The following is a 17,730-nucleotide window of genomic DNA, read 5'->3' on the forward strand; positions in this document are numbered from 1 at the left end:
GGGGCGCGCGCTTGGGGCTTTACCCCTCCACCATCCTGCGGATGGTCCCCCTCCCCATCTGCGATGGGGAGGATCTTTGGCGGGGCCTTCCTCGCGCGGAGAATCAGCGCGCGAGCATCGGCGCCAGATAGTGCCCCGTCACGCTGCGCTCTTCCTTCGCGACCTGTTCGGGGGTGCCCTGCGCGACCACCTCCCCGCCGCGCACGCCGCCGTCGGGGCCGAGATCGAGGATCCAGTCGGCGGTCTTGATGACGTCGAGATTGTGCTCGATCACCACCACCGAATTGCCCTGGTCGACCAGCCGGTGGAGCACTTCGAGCAGCTTGCGGACATCCTCGAAATGCAGCCCGGTGGTCGGCTCGTCGAGGATGTAGAGCGTCTGCCCGGTGGAGCGGCGCGCGAGTTCCTTGGCGAGCTTGACTCGTTGGGCTTCTCCGCCCGACAGGGTCGTCGCCTGCTGGCCGACCTTGACATAGCCGAGCCCGACCTCGCCCAGCATCCGCATCTTCTCGCGGATCGGCGGGACCGCCTTGAAGAACTCCTCGGCATCCTCGATCGTCATGTCGAGCACGTCGGCGATCGAGAGGCCCTTGAAGCGCACCTCGAGCGTCTCGCGGTTGTAGCGCTTGCCGTGGCATTCCTCGCAGGTGACGTAGACGTCGGGGAGGAAGTGCATCTCGATCTTGATCAGCCCGTCGCCCTGGCAGGCCTCGCAGCGGCCGCCCTTGACGTTGAAGCTGAAGCGCCCGGGCTTGTAGCCGCGCGCGAGGCTCTCGGGGAGGCCCGCGAACCAGTCGCGGATCTGGGTGAAGGCACCAGTGTAGGTGGCGGGGTTGGAGCGCGGCGTGCGGCCGATCGGCGACTGGTCGATCTCGATCACCTTGTCGCAATGTTCGAGCCCGGTGACCTTGTCGTGCGCGCCGGCGATGATTCGCGCGCCGTTGAGCTGGCGCGCGGCGGCGGCGTAGAGCGTGTCGATGGTGAAGGAGGACTTGCCCGAACCCGAAACCCCGGTGACGCAGGCGAAGGTGCCCAGCGGGAGCGAGGCGGTGACGTTCTGGAGGTTGTTGGCGCGCGCGCCGTGGACGGTGAGCTTCTTGCCATTGCCCTTGCGGCGGGTCTCGGGGACCGCGATCTTGCGGCGGCCGGTGAGATAGTCGGCGGTGAGCGAGTTCTTGGCCTTGAGGACCTGCTTGAGCGTGCCTTGCGCGACGATCTCGCCCCCGCGCACCCCCGCGCCGGGGCCGAGATCGACGACATGGTCGGCCTGGCGGATCGCATCCTCGTCATGCTCGACGACGATGACGGTGTTGCCCAGATCGCGCAGCCGCTTGAGCGTTTCGAGCAGCCGGTCGTTGTCGCGCTGGTGGAGGCCGATGCTGGGCTCGTCGAGGACGTAGAGCACGCCGCTGAGGCCGCTGCCGATCTGGCTGGCGAGGCGGATGCGCTGGCTCTCGCCGCCGCTCAGCGTTCCTGAAGTTCGGTCGAGGTTTAGATAATCCAGCCCGACATTGTCGAGGAAGCCCAGCCGCTCGTTGATCTCCTTGAGGATGGCCTTGGCGATCTGGCTCTGCTGCGGGTTGAGGTGATCGTCGAGCCCGAGGAACCAGACCTTGGCGTCGGCGACGCTCATCTGCGTCGGGGTGGCGATGTCGGTGGGGCCGGAGCCGCCGGGAATCTTCACCGCCAGCGCCTTGTCGTTGAGCCGCTTGCCGCCGCACGCCTCGCAGGGCTGCGCGGTCTGGAACTTGGCCAGCTCCTCGCGCATCCACGCGCTCTCGGTCTGCAGCAGCCTTCGGTTGAGATTGCCGATCACCCCCTCGAACGCCTTGTTGACGGTGTATTGCTTGCGCCCGTCCTTGAAGGTCAGCGGCACCCGCGCGCCCTTGGTGCCATGCAGGATCACCTCGCGGTGCTCCTGCGCCAGCTCCTGCCACGGCGTGGTCAGGTCGAAACCGAACTCCGCAGCGAGGCTGGCCAGCACCTGCATGTAATAGGGCGACGGCGGGTTGGACTTGGCCCAGGGCACCACCGCCCCCTTCTTGAGGCTCAGCGCCTCGTTGGGGACGACCAGCTGCGGGTCGAACAATTGCTTTTCGCCCAGCCCGTCGCAGGTCGAGCAGGCCCCCTGCGGCGCGTTGAAGGAGAACAATCGCGGCTCGATCTCCTCGATCGTGAAGCCGCTGACCGGACAGGCGAATTTCTCGGAGAAGACGATGCGGTTGGGCGGCACCCCGGCGCCCTTCATCTTGCCGCCGCTCGCTTCGCTCGCCACCATCTTGGTCGTCGTCACCCCAGCGGAAGCTGGGGTCTCTGTCGGTTGCGCGCCTTCGTGAGCGATCCCAGCTTTCGCTGGGATGACGTTTCCTTCGGCGAGCAGCTCCGCAACCACGCCATCGGCCAGATCGACATAGGCGAGCCCGTCGGCGAGCCTGAGCGCCTGCTCGAAACTGTCCGCCAGCCGCGTCTCGAGCCCTTCCTTCACCGCCAGCCGGTCGACCACCACCTCGATGTCGTGCTTGAGCTTCTTGTCGAGCGAGGGCGCTTCCTCGATCGGGTAGATCTCCCCGTCGATCCGCACCCGGGTAAAGCCCGATTTCTGCCATTCGGCGAGCTCCTTGCGGTACTCGCCCTTGCGCCCGCGCACCGCGGGGGCGAGCAGATAGAGCCGCGTGCCCTCGGGCAGCGCCATCACCCGGTCGACCATGTTGGAGACAGTCTGCGCCTCGATCGGCAGCCCGGTGGCGGGCGAATAGGGGGTGCCGACGCGCGCCCACAAAAGCCGCATGTAATCGTAGATCTCGGTGACGGTCGCCACGGTCGAGCGCGGGTTGCGCGAAGTGGTTTTCTGCTCGATCGAGATCGCGGGGCTGAGCCCGTCGATATGCTCGACATCGGGCTTCTGCATCATCTCGAGGAACTGCCGCGCATAGGCGCTCAGGCTCTCGACATAGCGCCGCTGCCCCTCGGCATAGATGGTGTCGAAAGCGAGGCTCGACTTGCCCGAGCCCGAAAGCCCGGTGATCACGATCAGCGCATCGCGCGGCAGGTCGATATCGATGCCCTTGAGGTTATGCTCGCGCGCACCGCGCACGGAAATTTTAGTAAGTGCCATAGGCGAGCCCAAGTGGGGTCTGAAGAGAGGTAAGTCTAGGGGGCTTTGGCTCGGATCAATCGCCCACCGCAGTGCATGACTTGTGGGACGGAAAGAATGTCAAGATAAGTGCTGAAGGACACGCTCACGACTCCCTTGGCAGGAATGCCCCCGTTCCCGGATGTGGGTTTTGGCCCCGCCGGTCAGCGACCGCCAAGCAGATCGAAGGTTGTGCCGAGGAACACCACCAATCCGTCTTCCTGCTCAAGGATTTCGCCACTAGATCCGGTACCTGAAGAACGATGGAAGTACTTGATCCCGCCAGTGAGCTTCCCTTCGGACAGCGCGAAATAGACCGGGATCTGTATGCCCAATCGATCAGTCCTCGTGCTGTAAGTCCCTTCGAGCGAAAGTCCGAACTGCGGGAGAATGGAGACCGCAGGCGAGTTGAAATGGACCGCGAGCCCGGGCACAAACTCGTCGATCCGCACTGGAGGTGCCAGATTGAATTCGCCGCAGCTCTGATATACCTCATCCTTGACAGGCAGGCAGACGGTCTTTTCCTTCACGCTGCTAGCGAACTCGAAATCATGGACGTAGCCGAGTGATGCGATCCAGCCCACACCGAGTCCCTCGATCCAGCTGTCCTCGTCGTCGTTTTTGTCCTGCAGATAGTTTTTGACCTGAGTGATCGCGCCGCCGCCGTAAAGCGTGATGGAATAGGGATTGGTCTCATCCTCAAGCTGGAGCGCGTCGAGATCTCCGAACCTGCTGGTCGCATCAAGTGTGCCGAGGATTTCCGGTGTCAGGTACTTACGCGATGTCCATCCGAATCGGCCTTTGACCCCCACCACCCAACTCGGCGTCGCATCAGCACCGTAGAGGGCGCCGGCCGTGGAGGCCCAGTAGGTCGAGCCGTTCTTCTCGGTTCCGATCCAGTTCCAAAGCCCGGTTCCGGCACATGCAGCCCTGGCCTCGGCCAAGTCGGCCCCGTCTTTTGAAACCAGCTTATCGGCGACACATGCCTGGCGTGCGGTTTCGACGGCCTTGTTGAACTGCTTCCCTGCCTCAGCTTTGGTCTGAGGCCGGAACCAGCCATGTTCTAGACCGACAACGATCCCGGAACCGCTCGTGGCCTCGTCGAAACGTGCTAGGGTCGCCACTCCATCGTCCTCGGTCGCGAAGACACCGACCTGGGCCTTCCAGTACCGCGCGCGCGACGTCTTACCATCGGTCTCCGCACCATTGGTTTTCTGGCCCCCGGTTAAGGCCGGAAAACTATAGGGATACCGAAACGTCCGCCCCAAGTTCGCCTCGAACACTTCGTCGCTTTTCGAAACTGCGGTGGCGAACGCAACGTCGGTCGCCTTGTAGTCTTTGGGGGAAGTGAGTTTCAAACATTCACTGACCCAATCATTCAGATCTTTGCCAGTAAGCGGCATCCCTTCGCAACCGACGGGAGCAGTTGCGTTGCGTCCGCTATTCACATCAGCGGGGATCGTCGGAACGGTCGGGGACTTGGCGGCGGCCGCAACCGCTTGACTCCTCTCCGGGGCGGCGAGTTCGGTACGCAGCTGCTGCAGCCGCGCTTCGCTCTGTTCTGCCTTCAGCAATGCGCGCGCGGCGTCATCGCGCGCAGCCCTTGCATTAGCTATCGCTGCTACCAGTTCCGCATCGGTTGTTACGCTGGCTGCTCCCTGCTCTGTTTGAGCTGCTACTATTGTTGGGCCGCTCGCGCTCAGAACAAGCGCCACAAAGAACCGTTCTATCATCTCAACACCCCTTGCCTCCGTACGTACAGTTCAGAAGCTATATTAGGCGTAGATAAAGTAAAATCCCTAATATTTAACGCAGGTACTCTTTTCTGCGGATCGAGTGGAGCTAGAACAGCGTCTGCCGCAACGGCGCTTCGATGCCGCCTTGCCGCGCGATCAGGCCGATCCACTCGCCGACCTTGGCGATCTCGTCCTCCACCACCGCACTTTGGCTGGCGGCGGCATCGCGGGCGGATTTATCGGCGAAATCGCCCCCCGTCTTGGCGTCGCGCGCGAACACGGGGTCATCCGCGATCGCCTGCGCCCTGGCAGCGTCGATCCCGATTCCGGTGAAGGCGCCGAAGGCGGCCAGCGTCTCCGCCCGGGCGGCATCGAACCGGTCGCCGTCGAGCACGCGCACCCGCTCGCCATAGGCCTGCGCGAGGCCTGCGAAATAGCGCTGGTTGAGGAACCACGCGAGCCCCGCCGCCTGGAGATCGGTCATCGCGAATTGCTCGCGCGCATCCATCCCCAGATCCATCCCGGCATAGCCCATCGTCTCGAGATAGAGCTGCCGGCCCCAGCGACGGCCCATCATCCCCTTGCGCACCACCGCGGCGAGGAAGGCGGACAGCGGGTTGGTCATCAGCACCGCCTTCGCATCGGGCCGCGCGTCGAGCAGCGCCGGGATCAGCCGGTTGGCGTGGTTGGTCGGCTTGACCACCACCGCCGCCTCGCCTTCCCCGTCGCCGCTCCCGTGGCGGCGCGCCAGCAGATCGAGCATCGGTTTAACCAGCGGGCGACCCGCGTCGCCCATATTCGTCAGGCTGACCAGAATGCCCGGCTCGCTCAGCCCGGTGGCGAGACCGGGGATATCGAGCGCGCGCACCAGCAGCGTCGAACGGCAGAAGGCGGTGTGGAAGATGAAATGCAGCGGGCCGGGGTCGGGCTGCTCCGCGCCGAGTGCATCGAGCGCATCGAGCGGGAGGAAGGCTTCGTCGGCAGGGGTCGCGGGGGTGCGCTCGGCGAGGAATTGGGGTCCGGACAGATCGCCGCGGGGGATGTGCAGGAATTGCAGTGTCCCGGCGGCGGGATCGATCCGGTGCGGCAGCCATTCGGGGTCGCGGGCAAGCGTGGAGAGGTCGGTCATGCTCCCCCTTAGCCAGGCTTCCGGGCGCAGACCAAGCCCTGCTGGCCGGCGAGCTATCCGGCACCCGAAAAGAGCCGGTTCGGGTCGCAGACCGCCCCTCAGGACGGACGAGTTGAGGACCGATGGCGGGGTTGAGCCGTTCTTTAGGTAACCACGGGGGCTTTTCGCCTGTCCGACCCGCCCTACCCCCCACGAATGGGCCCAGAGAAGGGAGCCCAACGAAGCGGGACCCGGGAAAATCGGACGCAAAGCCCGCCCCAAGCAGCAACGCCGGAGCATTCGCCACCCATGTCCAACCCCAACCCCCAGAGCGTCGAGAACCCCAGGAGCGTCGAGAACCCCATTAGCGCCGGGAATGCCGACGCCAGAACTTACCGACCTTCGCCCGTGCAGGCCGATTCCGAGCCGTCGTCGGGCCGTTCCCCCGCATCATCGGCGTCATCGGCGTCGTCGGCGTCGACACCGGGGGCGCGAGAGCGCGTGCGGCGGCTGCTGCAGGATCTCGATACCCCGCTCGGCGCATCGCCCGACCGGAACTCGGCCAAAGCCCGCGATGAAGCCCGCGATGATGGCGATCTGCGGCGCGCGCGCCGCGCCGCGCGCAAGGTATTCCGGGTCAACCCCTCGCGCTCGGCGCGCCAGCGGGCCACCGCCATGCTCACCGCCGGCGCGGTCGGGCTTGCGGCCTTCACCGGGCCATCGGCCCTGCGCACGGGTTCCGACGACGCCGAAACCGGCTTCGTGATGGAACCCGAGGACCCCACCCAGACCCGCGTGCACGCCAGCCGGATCTCGACCAGCGACCAGTTCAAGCAGGCGCTGATCGAGGAAGAGGGCGTCCGCCAGGTGGTCTATCGCGATGTCGCGGGCTATCCCACGGTCGGCGTCGGCCATCTGATCAAGCCGCACGACAATCTGCGCGTCGGCGACCGGGTGAGCAAGCAGCAAGTGCTGCGTTTTCTCGATGCCGATCTCGCCGAGGCGGAAGGCCACGTCCGCGATCTGGTGGGCGGTCTGCCGCTGTTCCAGCACGAGTTCGATGCGCTGGTCGATCTGGTCTACAATGTCGGGCCCGGCAATGTCTCGGCTTCCGAAAGCCCGCGGCTCAACGCGGCGATCGATGCCGGCGATTACGACCGGATCGCTTCCGAACTCGACTACACCCATGCCGCGGGACGCGTGGCGCGCGGGCTGGAATTCCGCAGCGAGCGGCGCGCCTCGATCTTTCTCGACGCGGTCTATGACGATCCGCGCGAGATCCGCTCTACGCGCACCGATGTGTGACGGGTGGATGTGTGATAGGATGCCGCGATGGCGCAACGCTTCTTCATCGCCATCCGTCCACCGGGCGAGATCCGCGATTCTCTGATCGACCGGATGGAAGCGCTCGACGGGGCGCGCTGGCAGGACGACGACCAGCTCCACCTCACGCTGCGCTTTGTGGGCGAAGCCGACCCGCGGCAGGTGGACGATCTGATGGCGGCGCTGCAGTCGGTGTCGGCCCCGCCCTTCGCGCTGGCGATCGCGGGCGTCGGGCACTTCGAACGCAAGGGCGTGCCGCACACGCTGTGGGCGGGGGTGACGCAATCGGAACGCCTCGCGGTGCTGCGCAACCGTGTCGAGCGGGCCTGCCGCCGGGCGGGGTTTCCCGCCGAGACACGCAAGTTCGCCCCGCACATCACCATCGCCCGGCTCAACCGCTCGACCGCGCCACCCGAGGAATGGCTGGCGCGCCACGCCGATCTGGCTTCGGAGCCCTGGCCGGTGGATTCCTTCGTGCTGTACGAAAGCCGGCTGGATCCCGGAGGATCGACCTACGAACCCGTAATGCGCTACAGATTTGCCTGATATGACCCGACCGATCTCTCTTTCGCCGTTGCTCGCCTCCATGCTGGCACTGGGCAGTTTCGGCTGTTCGGCAGCACCCGAAGAGGACCAGTCCCTTGCCGCCGTTGCCAGCGCCGAAACCCGGGAACGGCGCGGGCTGGAGGAAGCGATGGCGACCGCTCCCGACGATTGCCTGCTGATGGTGTGGTCGAACCAGCAGGAGCGCGACATCGAGTTCGACCGCGCGCATGATCTGGTCGATGGCGGCGCGATTTCCTGCGCCACCGGGACCAGCCCGAGCCAGTTCCAGGCGGCGATCGAGGCGCTGCGCGCAGCCGCCCGTTCGGGCGACAGCCGCCGCGTGCTGGCCGAGGTCGGGATCCCGCTGCTCTATATCGATCGCGCGGGGCAAAGCGTGGAACTCGACGAGGCGCGCGCGGCGGCGCTGGCCGACGAGGTCTTCGACGCCGAGCTGATGCGCACGCTCGAACGGCTCGACCTTGCAGACATGACCGTGGTTCCCGAGCGCGGCGGGTTCTTCGAACTGGGTTCGCTGTGGCTGGTGGTCGATCAGGAGGGCGGTCGCCCGCGGCTGGTCACCGTCAACCGGCAGGCGCTCGCCGAGGCGGCGGATGCGGCGAGGAGCGCGGCGCAGGACCGCGAAGGCGAGCTGGTCCCCGGCGGCTGAGGGTCCGCAGGACGCGGCGATCCGCGCCAGCCCCTTGCATTCGCTGGCAATCCCCTGTTCAAGCGCGCCAGCCTATACGTTTTTTATCCATGGGCGCGCTCGCGCCTCGACATGCGAAACGAACCGGAGATATCTATGAAGGCCCAGATCATGGCCACGACCGCCGCCGCTGCCCTGCTGGCCGGCTGCACCACCACCCAGACCGACGGCGCGATGGATCGTCCCCTCCCCGGGACCGAGACCGCCGCCGATGTCGCAATCCCGCAAGGCACCGGCTATTTCGCCGCCGACAGCACGCTGCCGTTCCTGACCCCCGATTTCAGCAAGATTTCCGAGGCCGACTACCTCCCCGCCTTCGAGCAGGGCATGGCGATCCAGAAGGCCGAGGTCGAGGCGATCGTCGCCAACCCGGCTGCGCCGACCTTCGCCAACACCATCGTCGCGCTGGAGAAATCGGGCCGGATGCTCGACCGCGTCGGCAATGTGTTCTTCGCACTGACGGGCTCCAACACCACCGATCGGCTCGACGCAATCAACACCGAGATCAGCCCGGTGCTGTCGGCGCATTACGATTCGATCACGCTCAACCCCGCGCTGTTCCAGCGCGTGAAGGCGGTCTACGACAACCGCGCCGCGATGGCGATGACCCCCGAGGACGCGACGCTGCTCGAGAACACCTACGAGGGCATGGTCCACGCCGGTGCGATGCTGACCGACGCCCAGCGCGAGCAGGTCAAGGCGATCAACACCCAGCTGTCGACGATCACCACCGAACTGGGCCAGAAGGTGCGTTCGGCGATGACCGACCAGCCGCTGGTGGTCGACACCCGCGAGGAACTGGCGGGCCTGTCGGATGCCGATATCCAGGCCGCCGCCGATCTTGCGACCGAGAAGGGCTATCCGGGCAAGTTCGCGATCGCGCTGCAGAACACCACCCAGCAGCCGGTGCTCCCCAGCCTCGAAAACCGGGCGGTGCGCGAGAAGCTGTTCAAGCTCAGCTATCACCGCGCCGATGGCCAGCTCGCGGTCGATACGCGGCCGCTGATCGCCGAGATCGCCGCGCTGCGCGCCGAGAAGGCCGCGCTGTTCGGCGCGCCCGACTGGGCGACCTATGCGATGTGGGACCGGATGGCGGAGAACCCCGAAACCGCGCTGGGCTTCATGGGCCAGATGGTCCCCGCGCTCGCCGCGACGCAACGCCGCGAGGCCGCGCTGCTCAACGAGGTGATCGAAGCCAGCGGCGAGAATTTCGAGGTCCAGCCGTGGGACTGGTATCGCTACGCCAACATGGTCAAGGCCGAGCGCTACGACCTCGATGAAGACGCGGTGATGGAATATTTCCAGCTCGAGCCCGTGCTCGAGGACGGTATCTTCTACATGGCGGAGAAGCTCTACGGGCTGACCTTCGAGCGACGCACGGACCTGCCGGTCTATCACCCCGATGTGTGGACCTACACCGTGTTCGACCGCGACGGTTCGGAGCTGGGGCTGTTCTATTTCGACCCGTTCCAGCGCCCCTCCAAGCGCGGCGGCGCATGGATGAGCAATTTCGTCGAGCAGAGCGATCTGTGGGGCACCAAGCCGGTGATCTACAATGTGCTCAACATTCCCAAGGCCGCCGAGGGCGAACCGCAGCTGGTCAGCTTCGACTGGGTCAACACCGCGTTCCACGAGTTCGGCCACGCGCTGCACGGCTTCTTCGCCGACCAGCGCTACGAGAGCCTGTCGGGCACCGCCACGGCGCGCGACTTCGTCGAATATCCCAGCCAGGTCCACGAGATGTGGGCGACCTATCCCGAAGTGCTGGCGAACTACGCCAAGCATTACGAGACCGGCGAGACCATCCCGCCCGAAATGATCGCCAAGATCGAGGCCGCGGCCAAGTTCAACCAGGGCTATGATTTCGGCGAAGTGGTGGCCGCGGCGCTGCTCGACATGAAGTGGCACGCGCTCACCCCCGCACAGGCGCGGGCGATCGATACCCCGGCCAAGGTCGATGCCTTCGAACGGCAGGCGCTGACCGAACTGGGGCTCGAGGTCGATCTGGTGCCGCCGCGCTATCGCAGCACCTATTTCAACCACATCTTCAGCTCGCCCGCCGGCTACAGCGCGGGCTATTACAGCTATCTGTGGACCGAGATGCTCGATCGCGACAGCCGCAAGTGGTTTCGCGAGAACGGCGGGCTGACCCGCGCCAATGGCGATCACTATCGCGCCACCGTGCTCAGCCGCGGCGGCACGATGGATTATTTCGACATGTTCGAGAATTTCGCCGGTCGCCAGCCGAACATCGCCCCGATGCTCGAGGCGCGCGGGCTGATCCCGGGCGACGAGGCGGCGGACAGCGAAGTGGCCGACGACGGCCCCGCGCAGGTCGGCGATGCAGGTACGGGTCCGATCAGGGACTGAGCCTTCGCCAGATGCAAGAACAGGGGTCGGACCGCGAGGTCCGGCCCCTTTTCTGTGCGCGCGGTCAGCGGGTGACGAGCGCCCGGCGCCCCGGCTCGCCGATCCACTCGACCGCGACATCCCAGACGCGCGCGATGACTTCTGCGGCGAGCGCCTCTTCAGGAGCGCCGTCGGCGGCGACGCTCCCGCCGTCGAGCACCACCACCCGGTCGGCATGGTTCATCGCCAGCGCGAGATCGTGGAGCACCAGCACCACCCCTGCTCCCGGCCCCGCCCCTGCCTCGGCTGCGCAGCGCAGATGACGCAGCAGCGCATGCTGGTGCGCAAGATCGAGCGCGGCGAGCGGTTCGTCGGCGAGGATCCATTCGGGCGTCCCCGCGAGTACCCGCGCCAGCAGCACCCGCGCGGTCTCGCCGCCCGAAAGCGAGAGCGCGCGGCGCTCGGCGAAGGCGCCCAGATCGAGCGCGGCGATGGCAGCATCGACCGGCGCTGCCAGCCGGTCGCCATGCGGCATCCGCCCCAATTCGATCAGGCTGCGCACCGGCACGTCCCAGGCGATCTCGGGGGTCTGCGGCAGATAGCCCAGCCGCCTGGCACGGTCGCGCGGGTGGAACTGCGCGAGGTCCTCGCCGTCCAGCATCACCTTGCCGGAGTCGGGAGTTATCAGCCCCGCGAGCGTCTCGAGCAGCGTCGATTTGCCCGCGCCATTGGGGCCGCAGATCGCCGTGATCTGCCCGCGCTGAAGCTCGAGCGAGACCGCATCGAGGCGCGCCGTCACGGTCAGCCCCTCGGCGCTCAGCACCTGGCCGGACCCGTTCACAGCAGCCCCCTCCGCAGCCGCAGCAGCAGCCACAGGAAAAACGGCGCGCCGAGCAGGCTGAGCGCGATCCCGAGCCTGAGTTCGGTGACCAGCGGCAGCACCCGCACCAGACTGTCCGCCACCAGCACCAGCAGCGCGCCCGCCAGCGCGCTGGGCAGAATCAGCCGCGAGGGGCGGCGGTCGGTGAAGGGGCGGACCAGATGCGGGACGATCAGCCCGACGAAGCCGATGATCCCCGCTACGGCGACGCTGGCGCCCACGGTCAGGCCCACCCCCGCGATCAGCAGCCACAGCAGCCGGGAGGTATCGATCCCGAGCGAGCGCGCCACCGGCTCGCCCAGCGTGAGCGCGTCGAGCGAAGGCCCGGCGCGCCACAGCAGCGTCACGCCGAGCGCGACGAGCGGCGCGGCGAGCCAGACCTCGCGCCAGCCGCGATCGGTCAGCGCGCCGTTGAGCCACATCACGATCTCGCTCATCGCGAAGGCGTTGGGTGCGAGGCTGATCGCCAGCGCGGTGAGCGCGCCGGCGAGGCTCGCCACCATCAGTCCGGCGAGCGTGAACAGCGCGATGCCCCCGGTGCGCCCGGCGATCGCGGCGAGCAGCGCCATCGCGCCCCCTGCGCCCAGCAGCGCGAACAGCGGCAGCAGCAGCGGCGATGCGGCATAGCCGAACCACAGCGCCACCACCGCGCCCAGCGCCGCGCCCGGCGCGATGCCGAACAGGCCGGGGTCGGCGAGCGGATTGCGCAGATAGCCCTGCATCGCGGCGCCCGCCGCGCCCAGCCCGGCGCCGACCACGATCGCCAGCAGCGAGCGCGGCAGCCGCAACTCGGCGAGGATGAGCGTCGCATTGGGGGTGCTCGCGGGGTCGAGCCAGACGCGGCCCGCGAGCAGCGAGAGCGGCAGTGCCAGCGCGAGCAGCAGCGCGAAGAGGGCGATGGCGCGGGTCACTGCGGCGGCGCGGCGCTGGCGAGGCGTCGGTCGAGCATCGCGGTCCGCAGGCTCCGCAACCGGTCCATCGCGCGGATGATCGTCGGACCGCCGCAATAGACGAGGCCCGGATCGAAGGGCTCGACGCGGGTCCGGGTGAGATGGTCCAGCAGCGAATGGTTCTGCCCCGGCTCGTTGCCCGCGACCAGCAGCAGTTCGGGCGGATCGGCGGCGACCCGTTCGAGGCTGAGATAATCCGCCTGCCCCAGCCCGCGCGCCGCCGAATGGCTGGTGAAACCCGCGCGGCTGAGCAGATCGGTGACCAGCGCCGCCTCGCCCGCGACGATTCCGCCCGATTGCCACAGCACGGTAGCCACGCGCTCGCCTTCGACCGGAACGGCGGCGGCCGCGATCCGCGCCGCCAGCCGCTCGCCCGCCGCCGCATCGCCCGCAAGCTGCGCCAGTTCGCGGACCTGCGCGATGCTGTCCTCGACCCCGCTGGCGATCCCGAAGGAGACCACTGCGATCCCCATGTCCTCCAGCGCGGCGCGGGTCGCGGGGGCGAGGAAAGGGCTCGCCACCACCACATCGGGGTCCAGCGCGAGCACTTCCTCGGCCGTCCCGCCAGTGACGGCGAAGCGGCGCGCATGCGCTACATCCATCGAGCTGGCGCGCGGATCGTGGCTGTAATGCGAGATCGCGAGCAGTTGTGCCGGGTCTGCGACCTCCGCCAGCACTGCATCGCTGCAGGGGTTGAGGCTGACGATGCTCGGTCGGGCTGGCAGGCGTTCGGCCAGTGCCGCGTTCTGAATCTCGGGCGCGCGACTCTCCGCGCATCCCGCCAGCAGCAGCGCCGCCAGCCCGATCCGGATCACATCTGCGCCCTCACCCCGAGGAAGGCGCCTCGCCCGGGCGAACCATAGCCCGCGGCGGTCTGATACTCCTCGTCGAAGACGTTCTCGACCCGGCCGAACAGTTCGACGCCGTCGCCGAAGGGGTAGGAGGCACGCAGGTCGAACACCTCATAGCCTTCGAGCCGGACGGTGTTCGCGGCATTGTCGAAACTGTCGCCGACCAGCCGCAGATCGCCGCCGATCACCAGCCCGAGCGGGGTCTGCCAGTCGGCAAACAAAGTGGCGCTGTGGCGCGGGCGGCGGGCGAGCTCGTTATCCGTCTCGCGGTTCTCGGTGTCGACGAGGCTGTAGACGCCCGCGAGGCGCAGCGATGGTGCCAGATCGACGCCCAGTTCCGCCTCGATACCCTGCGCCCGCGCGCGGGCGATGTTGGCATAGGTGAAAGTGGCGTTGTCGAACCCGATCAGGTTCTCGCTGTCGCGGCGGAACAGCGTGAGTGCGGCGTGGAAATCCGATCCGCGCACGCCGTGTTCGACCCCGAAATCGGCGCTGGTGGACTGCTCGGGCTGCAGGTCGAGATTCCCGTAGGGAGAATAGAGCTGGTACAGGGTCGGGGCCTTGAACCCTTCGCCGACGCTCGCGCGGAGCCGCCAGCCGCCGCCGACCCTGTAGCTGACATCGCCGCCGAAGCTGGTGGCGCTGCCGAAGCGGTCGTGATCGTCCACCCGCGCGCCGACATGCGCCGCCAGCCCACCCAGCACCCAGCCCGCCTGCACATAGGCGCCGGTGATCGTGGCATCCTCGCCCGTATCGCTGTCGGTCTGGTATTCGCTCCATTCGCGATTGCCGCCGAAGGCCAGCGTCAGCCCGCCGATCAGCCGGTATTCGCCGCGCAGCGACAGGTTCTGCGAATTGCCGTCGCTGGTGAACAGCGGCGCTGCACCCAGCGCGGGGTCGAAATTGTCGCGCGCGGTGTCGGCCAGCGCATAGGAGGCGCGCAAGGTCAGGTCCTGCCCGTAGTAGGCGAGGCCCAGCGCGCCCGAGAGCTGCTCGGTCTCCTGCGTTTCGGAGGTGTCGCCCAGCGTGTAACTGGGCGCGGGGAAGCCATCGATGTCGATGTCGCTGTTGGCGTAACGCGTGTTGGCGAACAGTTCGAGCTGGTCGGTCAGATCGACGAAGACCGACCCGCCCAGCGTGAACTGCTCCGATCCGTCGGCTTCGGTCCCCGCTGCGGCGGAAGAGAAGCCGTCGGTGCGGAAAAAGGACGCGGCGAGCCCGGCAAAATAGGCGTCTTCGGAGAGCCCGCCGGTGGCACTGGCGAACAGCGTGTCGCGCGCGCCGTATTCGACGCTGCCCGCCAGTCCGCTGCGCCCGCGGGTCGAGATGTCGAGCACGCCCGCGATCGCGTCCGAACCCCAGATCGTGCTGTTGGAGCCGCGCAGCAGGTCGATCTTGCCCACCGTACCGGTGGTCAGCGTGCCGAAGTCGAACCCGCCCGACGGCGAGGCCGGATCGGCCACCCGCACGCCGTCGATCAGGACGAGCAATTGCTCGGCCTCTCCCCCGCGCACGCGCACGCCGGTGAAGGCGCCGGGCGGTCCGTTGCGGCTGAAGGCGACGCCCGGAGCGCGAGCGAGCACGCGGGTGATGTCGGCGCCCTGCACCGCCTCGATCTCGTCGCGGCCGATCACGGTGACAGCCTGGCCGGTGTTCTCGATGCGCGTGAACAGCCCGGTGGCGGTGACGGTGATCGCCTCGACTTCCCCGGTCGCGTCGGCGTCATCGGCGTCGTCGGCGTCGTCGGCGAGGACCGTCTCCTCGACCTGGTCGAGGGACTGCACGGGCTGGGCGGTAGCCGCAGCGGGAATCGCAGCCGGAATCGTGGCGACGGTCAGCAAAAACGGAAATTTACGCACGGAATTCTCCTATCATGAACGAACGCCGCTCACGACGGAGGGAGCTTGCGTCGAAACGCCAGCTCACCCGTTTGCCATCGGTACACCCCGCCCGCGGCTGAACGACACGCATGGGCAGGTCTCCTGGCTCCCGGATCACCGCTGCGCCCCGCCTTCCCGCTTGTCGCAGTGGCATGTTGGAGCGCACCTCACCGGTCACAGTTGCGGGGGCAGCCGAAGTATCGAACTCCGTTCCCTCTTAGGCCGGCGCGAACCGGCACCCATGACGCGCGGCGGCCCCTAGGCCAAGCTTTGCGCGCTTGCAAGCGGTGCCGGGCAAGCGACGGGTCCAAGCGAGCGTGTCCGATTTCGGGATGGCCGCAGCGAGAGCGCGCGCGGGACAAGCAAATTAGTGCTAGGGAAAGCTTTGCGCTGCTAGAGGCGCGGGCGCATTCACCCGGTTCGAGGATCCCCGATTGGAACGGCACGGCATGACAGACACAGGCGCGGTACCGGGGAGCGATCCCCGCGAGCCTGCTCGTCTGTCCGCCTCGGGTTCTGGGCCTCACTCCCTGCGCGATGCCGACGAGGCCGCGCGGCGCGGTGCCGAGCGCGTCGCCCGGCGCGCCGCCAGCCGCAGGCGGCGCACGGCGCACAGCTCGTTGCTGCGCCGGCGCTTCGCCGCGGTTGGCGCGCTGACGATCGCGGTGGCGGTGCCTGCGCTGGCCGCGCCGCTGGGTCTGGACGATCTCACGGCTCGCGCCTTCGGTGTCGGCAGCGAGAGCGCGCCGCTGGCCGCGATGCCGTTCGAGCGCGCGGACACCAATTTTCCCGGCTCGGCCTTCTACTATCTCGACGGTGTTCCCGGGGATGTCTCCGGGCAGGGCTACGATCTCGACGATCTGCGCTCGCCCGAGGCGGTGCAGGGCGACACGATCCGTTTCGCGCAGAGCCACGATCCCGGGCTTGCGGCGCGCGCGTTCCAGTCGGCGGGTTCGGCGGTGGACCGCGCGCGGGCGCTGCAATGCCTGTCGATGGCGGTCTATTACGAGGCGGCGAGCGAGAGCTACGACGGCCAGCGCGCGGTGGCGCAGGTGGTGCTCAATCGGGTGGCGCATCCGGCCTACCCCGCGAGCGTCTGCGGAGTGGTGTTCCAGGGATCGGAGCGCAGGACCGGCTGCCAGTTCACCTTCACCTGCGACGGCAGCCTGGCGCGTCAGCCCGCGCGCGCGAGCTGGGCGACCGCGCAATCGGTGGCGCTGTCGGCGCTGTCGGGCCAGGTGTTCGCCGCCGTGGGCACCGCGACGCACTACCACACCCATGCGGTGAACCCCTATTGGGCGCCCAGCCTCGACCTGATTGGCTCGATCGGCGCGCACCGCTTCTATCGCTGGAAGGGCCGCGCGGGCCAGGTCGATGCCTTCACCATGAGCTATCGCGGCGGCGAACCCTTCGCCGCGCCGCGTCCGCGCACCGCCGAGAGCGCGGAGCCGGTCGCCTCCGGCACGCCGGACACACCCGCGCCGCGCAGCTTCGCCACTCCGCCCGCGCCCAACGAAGCTTTCTCGGCCCCGCCCGGCAATGGGCCGGTCGAGCCGGCGCGTGCGCCCAGGGTCGACGATCGGCTTCCCGACGGCGGCACGGTCAAGGCGGAATACCGCCGCAGCGGCCAGTGGATCGCCCAGCCCGGCAAGGCGCCCGCAGCCCGCTAGGCCAGCCAAGGCCCCCGCCAAGGTCCAGGCCAACAACCGCGTTCACAGGTTGGAAACCCTCCTTCCGAAGATTGTTTTAGGAAGAGGCGCTTAGATCACGATCAGGCCTCCAGGAGACTTGTTCCGATGTCGTTCCATTTCGCCGCCGCCCGCTCGACCGCGCATTCGCCGATCGCCCGCGCGCTGGCCAAAAAAGCGCTCGGGCGCGCCGCCAACGACAACCCTTGCGCCGAGACCGATCCCGCCGGAGCGATGGGCGGGCAGGATTTCATGCTCAAGGCCGCGCTGCGCCACTTCGCCGAACATGGACTGGGCGCCGCCCGCGAGGCGCGCAAGCAGGCGGAGCGGGCGTTCTTCAGCGGCGATGGTCAAGGCTACCGCTGGTGGCTGGGCGTATGCCGCGCGCTCGACCGCCGCCTCGCCGCGGATCTCGACCGCAGCACCGTTGATCGCAGCACCGGGGAGACGCTGATCGGCTGAGCCGGTCTGCGAGGCGAGAGGCGCCGGGTCGGCGGAGGTCCGGGTCGCGATATTCCAAGCGCGGCGGGTAAAACCTCCGTTTCGGTCTTAACCAAATTATGATGTCTGTGTGCCTATA

At 67.6% G+C, this 17,730-nt stretch carries 13 protein-coding genes and 1 riboswitch; of the genes, 6 read left to right on the forward strand and 7 right to left on the reverse strand.

All coding sequences use genetic code 11. The features are described 5' to 3' along the window. Nucleotides 1-103: 103 nt before the first annotated feature. The 3 genes from uvrA to Q9K01_RS08695 form a co-directional block, all read right to left on the reverse strand. The gene (gene uvrA / locus Q9K01_RS08685; protein ID WP_305929813.1) at nucleotides 104-3,115 is read right to left on the reverse strand and encodes an excinuclease ABC subunit UvrA; all 3,012 of its coding nucleotides are present in this window, start codon (nucleotides 3,113-3,115) and stop codon (nucleotides 104-106) included. Between the two features lie 182 nt (nucleotides 3,116-3,297). Then, a complete protein-coding gene (locus tag Q9K01_RS08690; protein ID WP_305929814.1) occupies nucleotides 3,298-4,866 on the reverse strand; it encodes a hypothetical protein in 1,569 nt (522 codons plus the stop codon). Nucleotides 4,867-4,975: 109 nt separating this feature from the next. Then, nucleotides 4,976-5,998 carry a hypothetical protein gene (locus tag Q9K01_RS08695; protein ID WP_305929815.1) on the reverse strand — a complete coding sequence of 341 codons (1,023 nt, stop codon included), beginning with the start codon at nucleotides 5,996-5,998 and terminating at the stop codon, nucleotides 4,976-4,978. A gap of 480 nt (nucleotides 5,999-6,478) precedes the next feature. On the opposite strand from Q9K01_RS08695, the gene Q9K01_RS08700 reads away from it, so the two are divergent. The 4 genes from Q9K01_RS08700 to Q9K01_RS08715 all read left to right on the forward strand — a co-directional run bounded on the left by Q9K01_RS08700 (nucleotide 6,479) and on the right by Q9K01_RS08715 (nucleotide 10,922). Beyond that, nucleotides 6,479-7,282: a lysozyme gene (locus tag Q9K01_RS08700; RefSeq protein ID WP_305929816.1), complete on the forward strand. Its 804-nt coding sequence runs from the start codon at nucleotides 6,479-6,481 to the stop codon at nucleotides 7,280-7,282. Nucleotides 7,283-7,309: 27 nt separating this feature from the next. Then, nucleotides 7,310-7,846 carry an RNA 2',3'-cyclic phosphodiesterase gene (gene thpR / locus Q9K01_RS08705; RefSeq protein WP_305929817.1) on the forward strand — a complete coding sequence of 179 codons (537 nt, stop codon included), beginning with the start codon at nucleotides 7,310-7,312 and terminating at the stop codon, nucleotides 7,844-7,846. A 1-nt stretch (nucleotide 7,847) separates the two neighbouring features. Further along, nucleotides 7,848-8,513, forward strand: coding sequence for a hypothetical protein (locus Q9K01_RS08710; protein WP_305929818.1), 666 nt, complete (start codon nucleotides 7,848-7,850; stop codon nucleotides 8,511-8,513). A gap of 135 nt (nucleotides 8,514-8,648) precedes the next feature. Then, nucleotides 8,649-10,922, forward strand: coding sequence for a M3 family metallopeptidase (locus tag Q9K01_RS08715; RefSeq protein WP_305929819.1), 2,274 nt, complete (start codon nucleotides 8,649-8,651; stop codon nucleotides 10,920-10,922). Nucleotides 10,923-10,986: 64 nt separating this feature from the next. Here Q9K01_RS08715 and Q9K01_RS08720 read toward each other — a convergent pair whose 3' ends face one another. Genes Q9K01_RS08720 through Q9K01_RS08735 form a run of 4 tightly spaced genes read right to left on the reverse strand, consistent with a single transcriptional unit; the run spans nucleotide 10,987 to nucleotide 15,441 of the window. Then, entirely contained in the window at nucleotides 10,987-11,742 is a 756-nt protein-coding gene (locus tag Q9K01_RS08720) for an ABC transporter ATP-binding protein (protein WP_305929820.1), read from the reverse strand. Next, nucleotides 11,739-12,692, reverse strand: coding sequence for a FecCD family ABC transporter permease (locus Q9K01_RS08725; RefSeq protein ID WP_305929821.1), 954 nt, complete (start codon nucleotides 12,690-12,692; stop codon nucleotides 11,739-11,741). Before Q9K01_RS08725 ends, Q9K01_RS08720 begins: the two co-directional genes overlap by 4 nt. Beyond that, nucleotides 12,689-13,546, reverse strand: a complete 858-nt coding sequence (locus Q9K01_RS08730; RefSeq protein WP_305929822.1) for a helical backbone metal receptor — start codon at nucleotides 13,544-13,546, stop codon at nucleotides 12,689-12,691. Before Q9K01_RS08730 ends, Q9K01_RS08725 begins: the two co-directional genes overlap by 4 nt. Beyond that, nucleotides 13,543-15,441, reverse strand: a complete 1,899-nt coding sequence (locus Q9K01_RS08735) for a TonB-dependent receptor plug domain-containing protein (RefSeq protein WP_305929823.1) — start codon at nucleotides 15,439-15,441, stop codon at nucleotides 13,543-13,545. Before Q9K01_RS08735 ends, Q9K01_RS08730 begins: the two co-directional genes overlap by 4 nt. 96 nt (nucleotides 15,442-15,537) lie before the next feature. Further along, nucleotides 15,538-15,720, reverse strand: a riboswitch (cobalamin riboswitch). Between the two features lie 191 nt (nucleotides 15,721-15,911). Between Q9K01_RS08735 and Q9K01_RS08740 the strand changes: the two genes are divergently transcribed. Both Q9K01_RS08740 and Q9K01_RS08745 read left to right on the forward strand, forming a co-directional pair. Further along, complete coding sequence (locus Q9K01_RS08740) at nucleotides 15,912-17,132, forward strand: cell wall hydrolase (RefSeq protein ID WP_305929824.1); 1,221 nt, start codon at nucleotides 15,912-15,914, stop codon at nucleotides 17,130-17,132. A gap of 126 nt (nucleotides 17,133-17,258) precedes the next feature. Next, nucleotides 17,259-17,612 carry a hypothetical protein gene (locus Q9K01_RS08745; RefSeq protein ID WP_305929825.1) on the forward strand — a complete coding sequence of 118 codons (354 nt, stop codon included), beginning with the start codon at nucleotides 17,259-17,261 and terminating at the stop codon, nucleotides 17,610-17,612. Nucleotides 17,613-17,730: the final 118 nt, after the last annotated feature.

Source organism: Qipengyuania benthica (assembly GCF_030717865.1).
GTDB lineage: Bacteria > Pseudomonadota > Alphaproteobacteria > Sphingomonadales > Sphingomonadaceae > Qipengyuania > Qipengyuania benthica.

Bases quoted from the DNA above. Each gene is read 5' to 3' on its own strand.
- uvrA (WP_305929813.1), bottom strand. From the start codon at position 3,115: ATGGCACTTACTAAAATTTCCGTGCGCGGTGCGCGCGAGCATAACCTC.
- Q9K01_RS08690 (WP_305929814.1), bottom strand. From the start codon at position 4,866: ATGATAGAACGGTTCTTTGTGGCGCTTGTTCTGAGCGCGAGCGGCCCA.
- Q9K01_RS08695 (WP_305929815.1), bottom strand. From the start codon at position 5,998: ATGACCGACCTCTCCACGCTTGCCCGCGACCCCGAATGGCTGCCGCAC.
- thpR (WP_305929817.1), top strand. From the start codon at position 7,310: ATGGCGCAACGCTTCTTCATCGCCATCCGTCCACCGGGCGAGATCCGC.
- Q9K01_RS08710 (WP_305929818.1), top strand. From the start codon at position 7,848: ATGACCCGACCGATCTCTCTTTCGCCGTTGCTCGCCTCCATGCTGGCA.
- Q9K01_RS08715 (WP_305929819.1), top strand. From the start codon at position 8,649: ATGAAGGCCCAGATCATGGCCACGACCGCCGCCGCTGCCCTGCTGGCC.
- Q9K01_RS08740 (WP_305929824.1), top strand. From the start codon at position 15,912: ATGACAGACACAGGCGCGGTACCGGGGAGCGATCCCCGCGAGCCTGCT.
- Q9K01_RS08745 (WP_305929825.1), top strand. From the start codon at position 17,259: ATGTCGTTCCATTTCGCCGCCGCCCGCTCGACCGCGCATTCGCCGATC.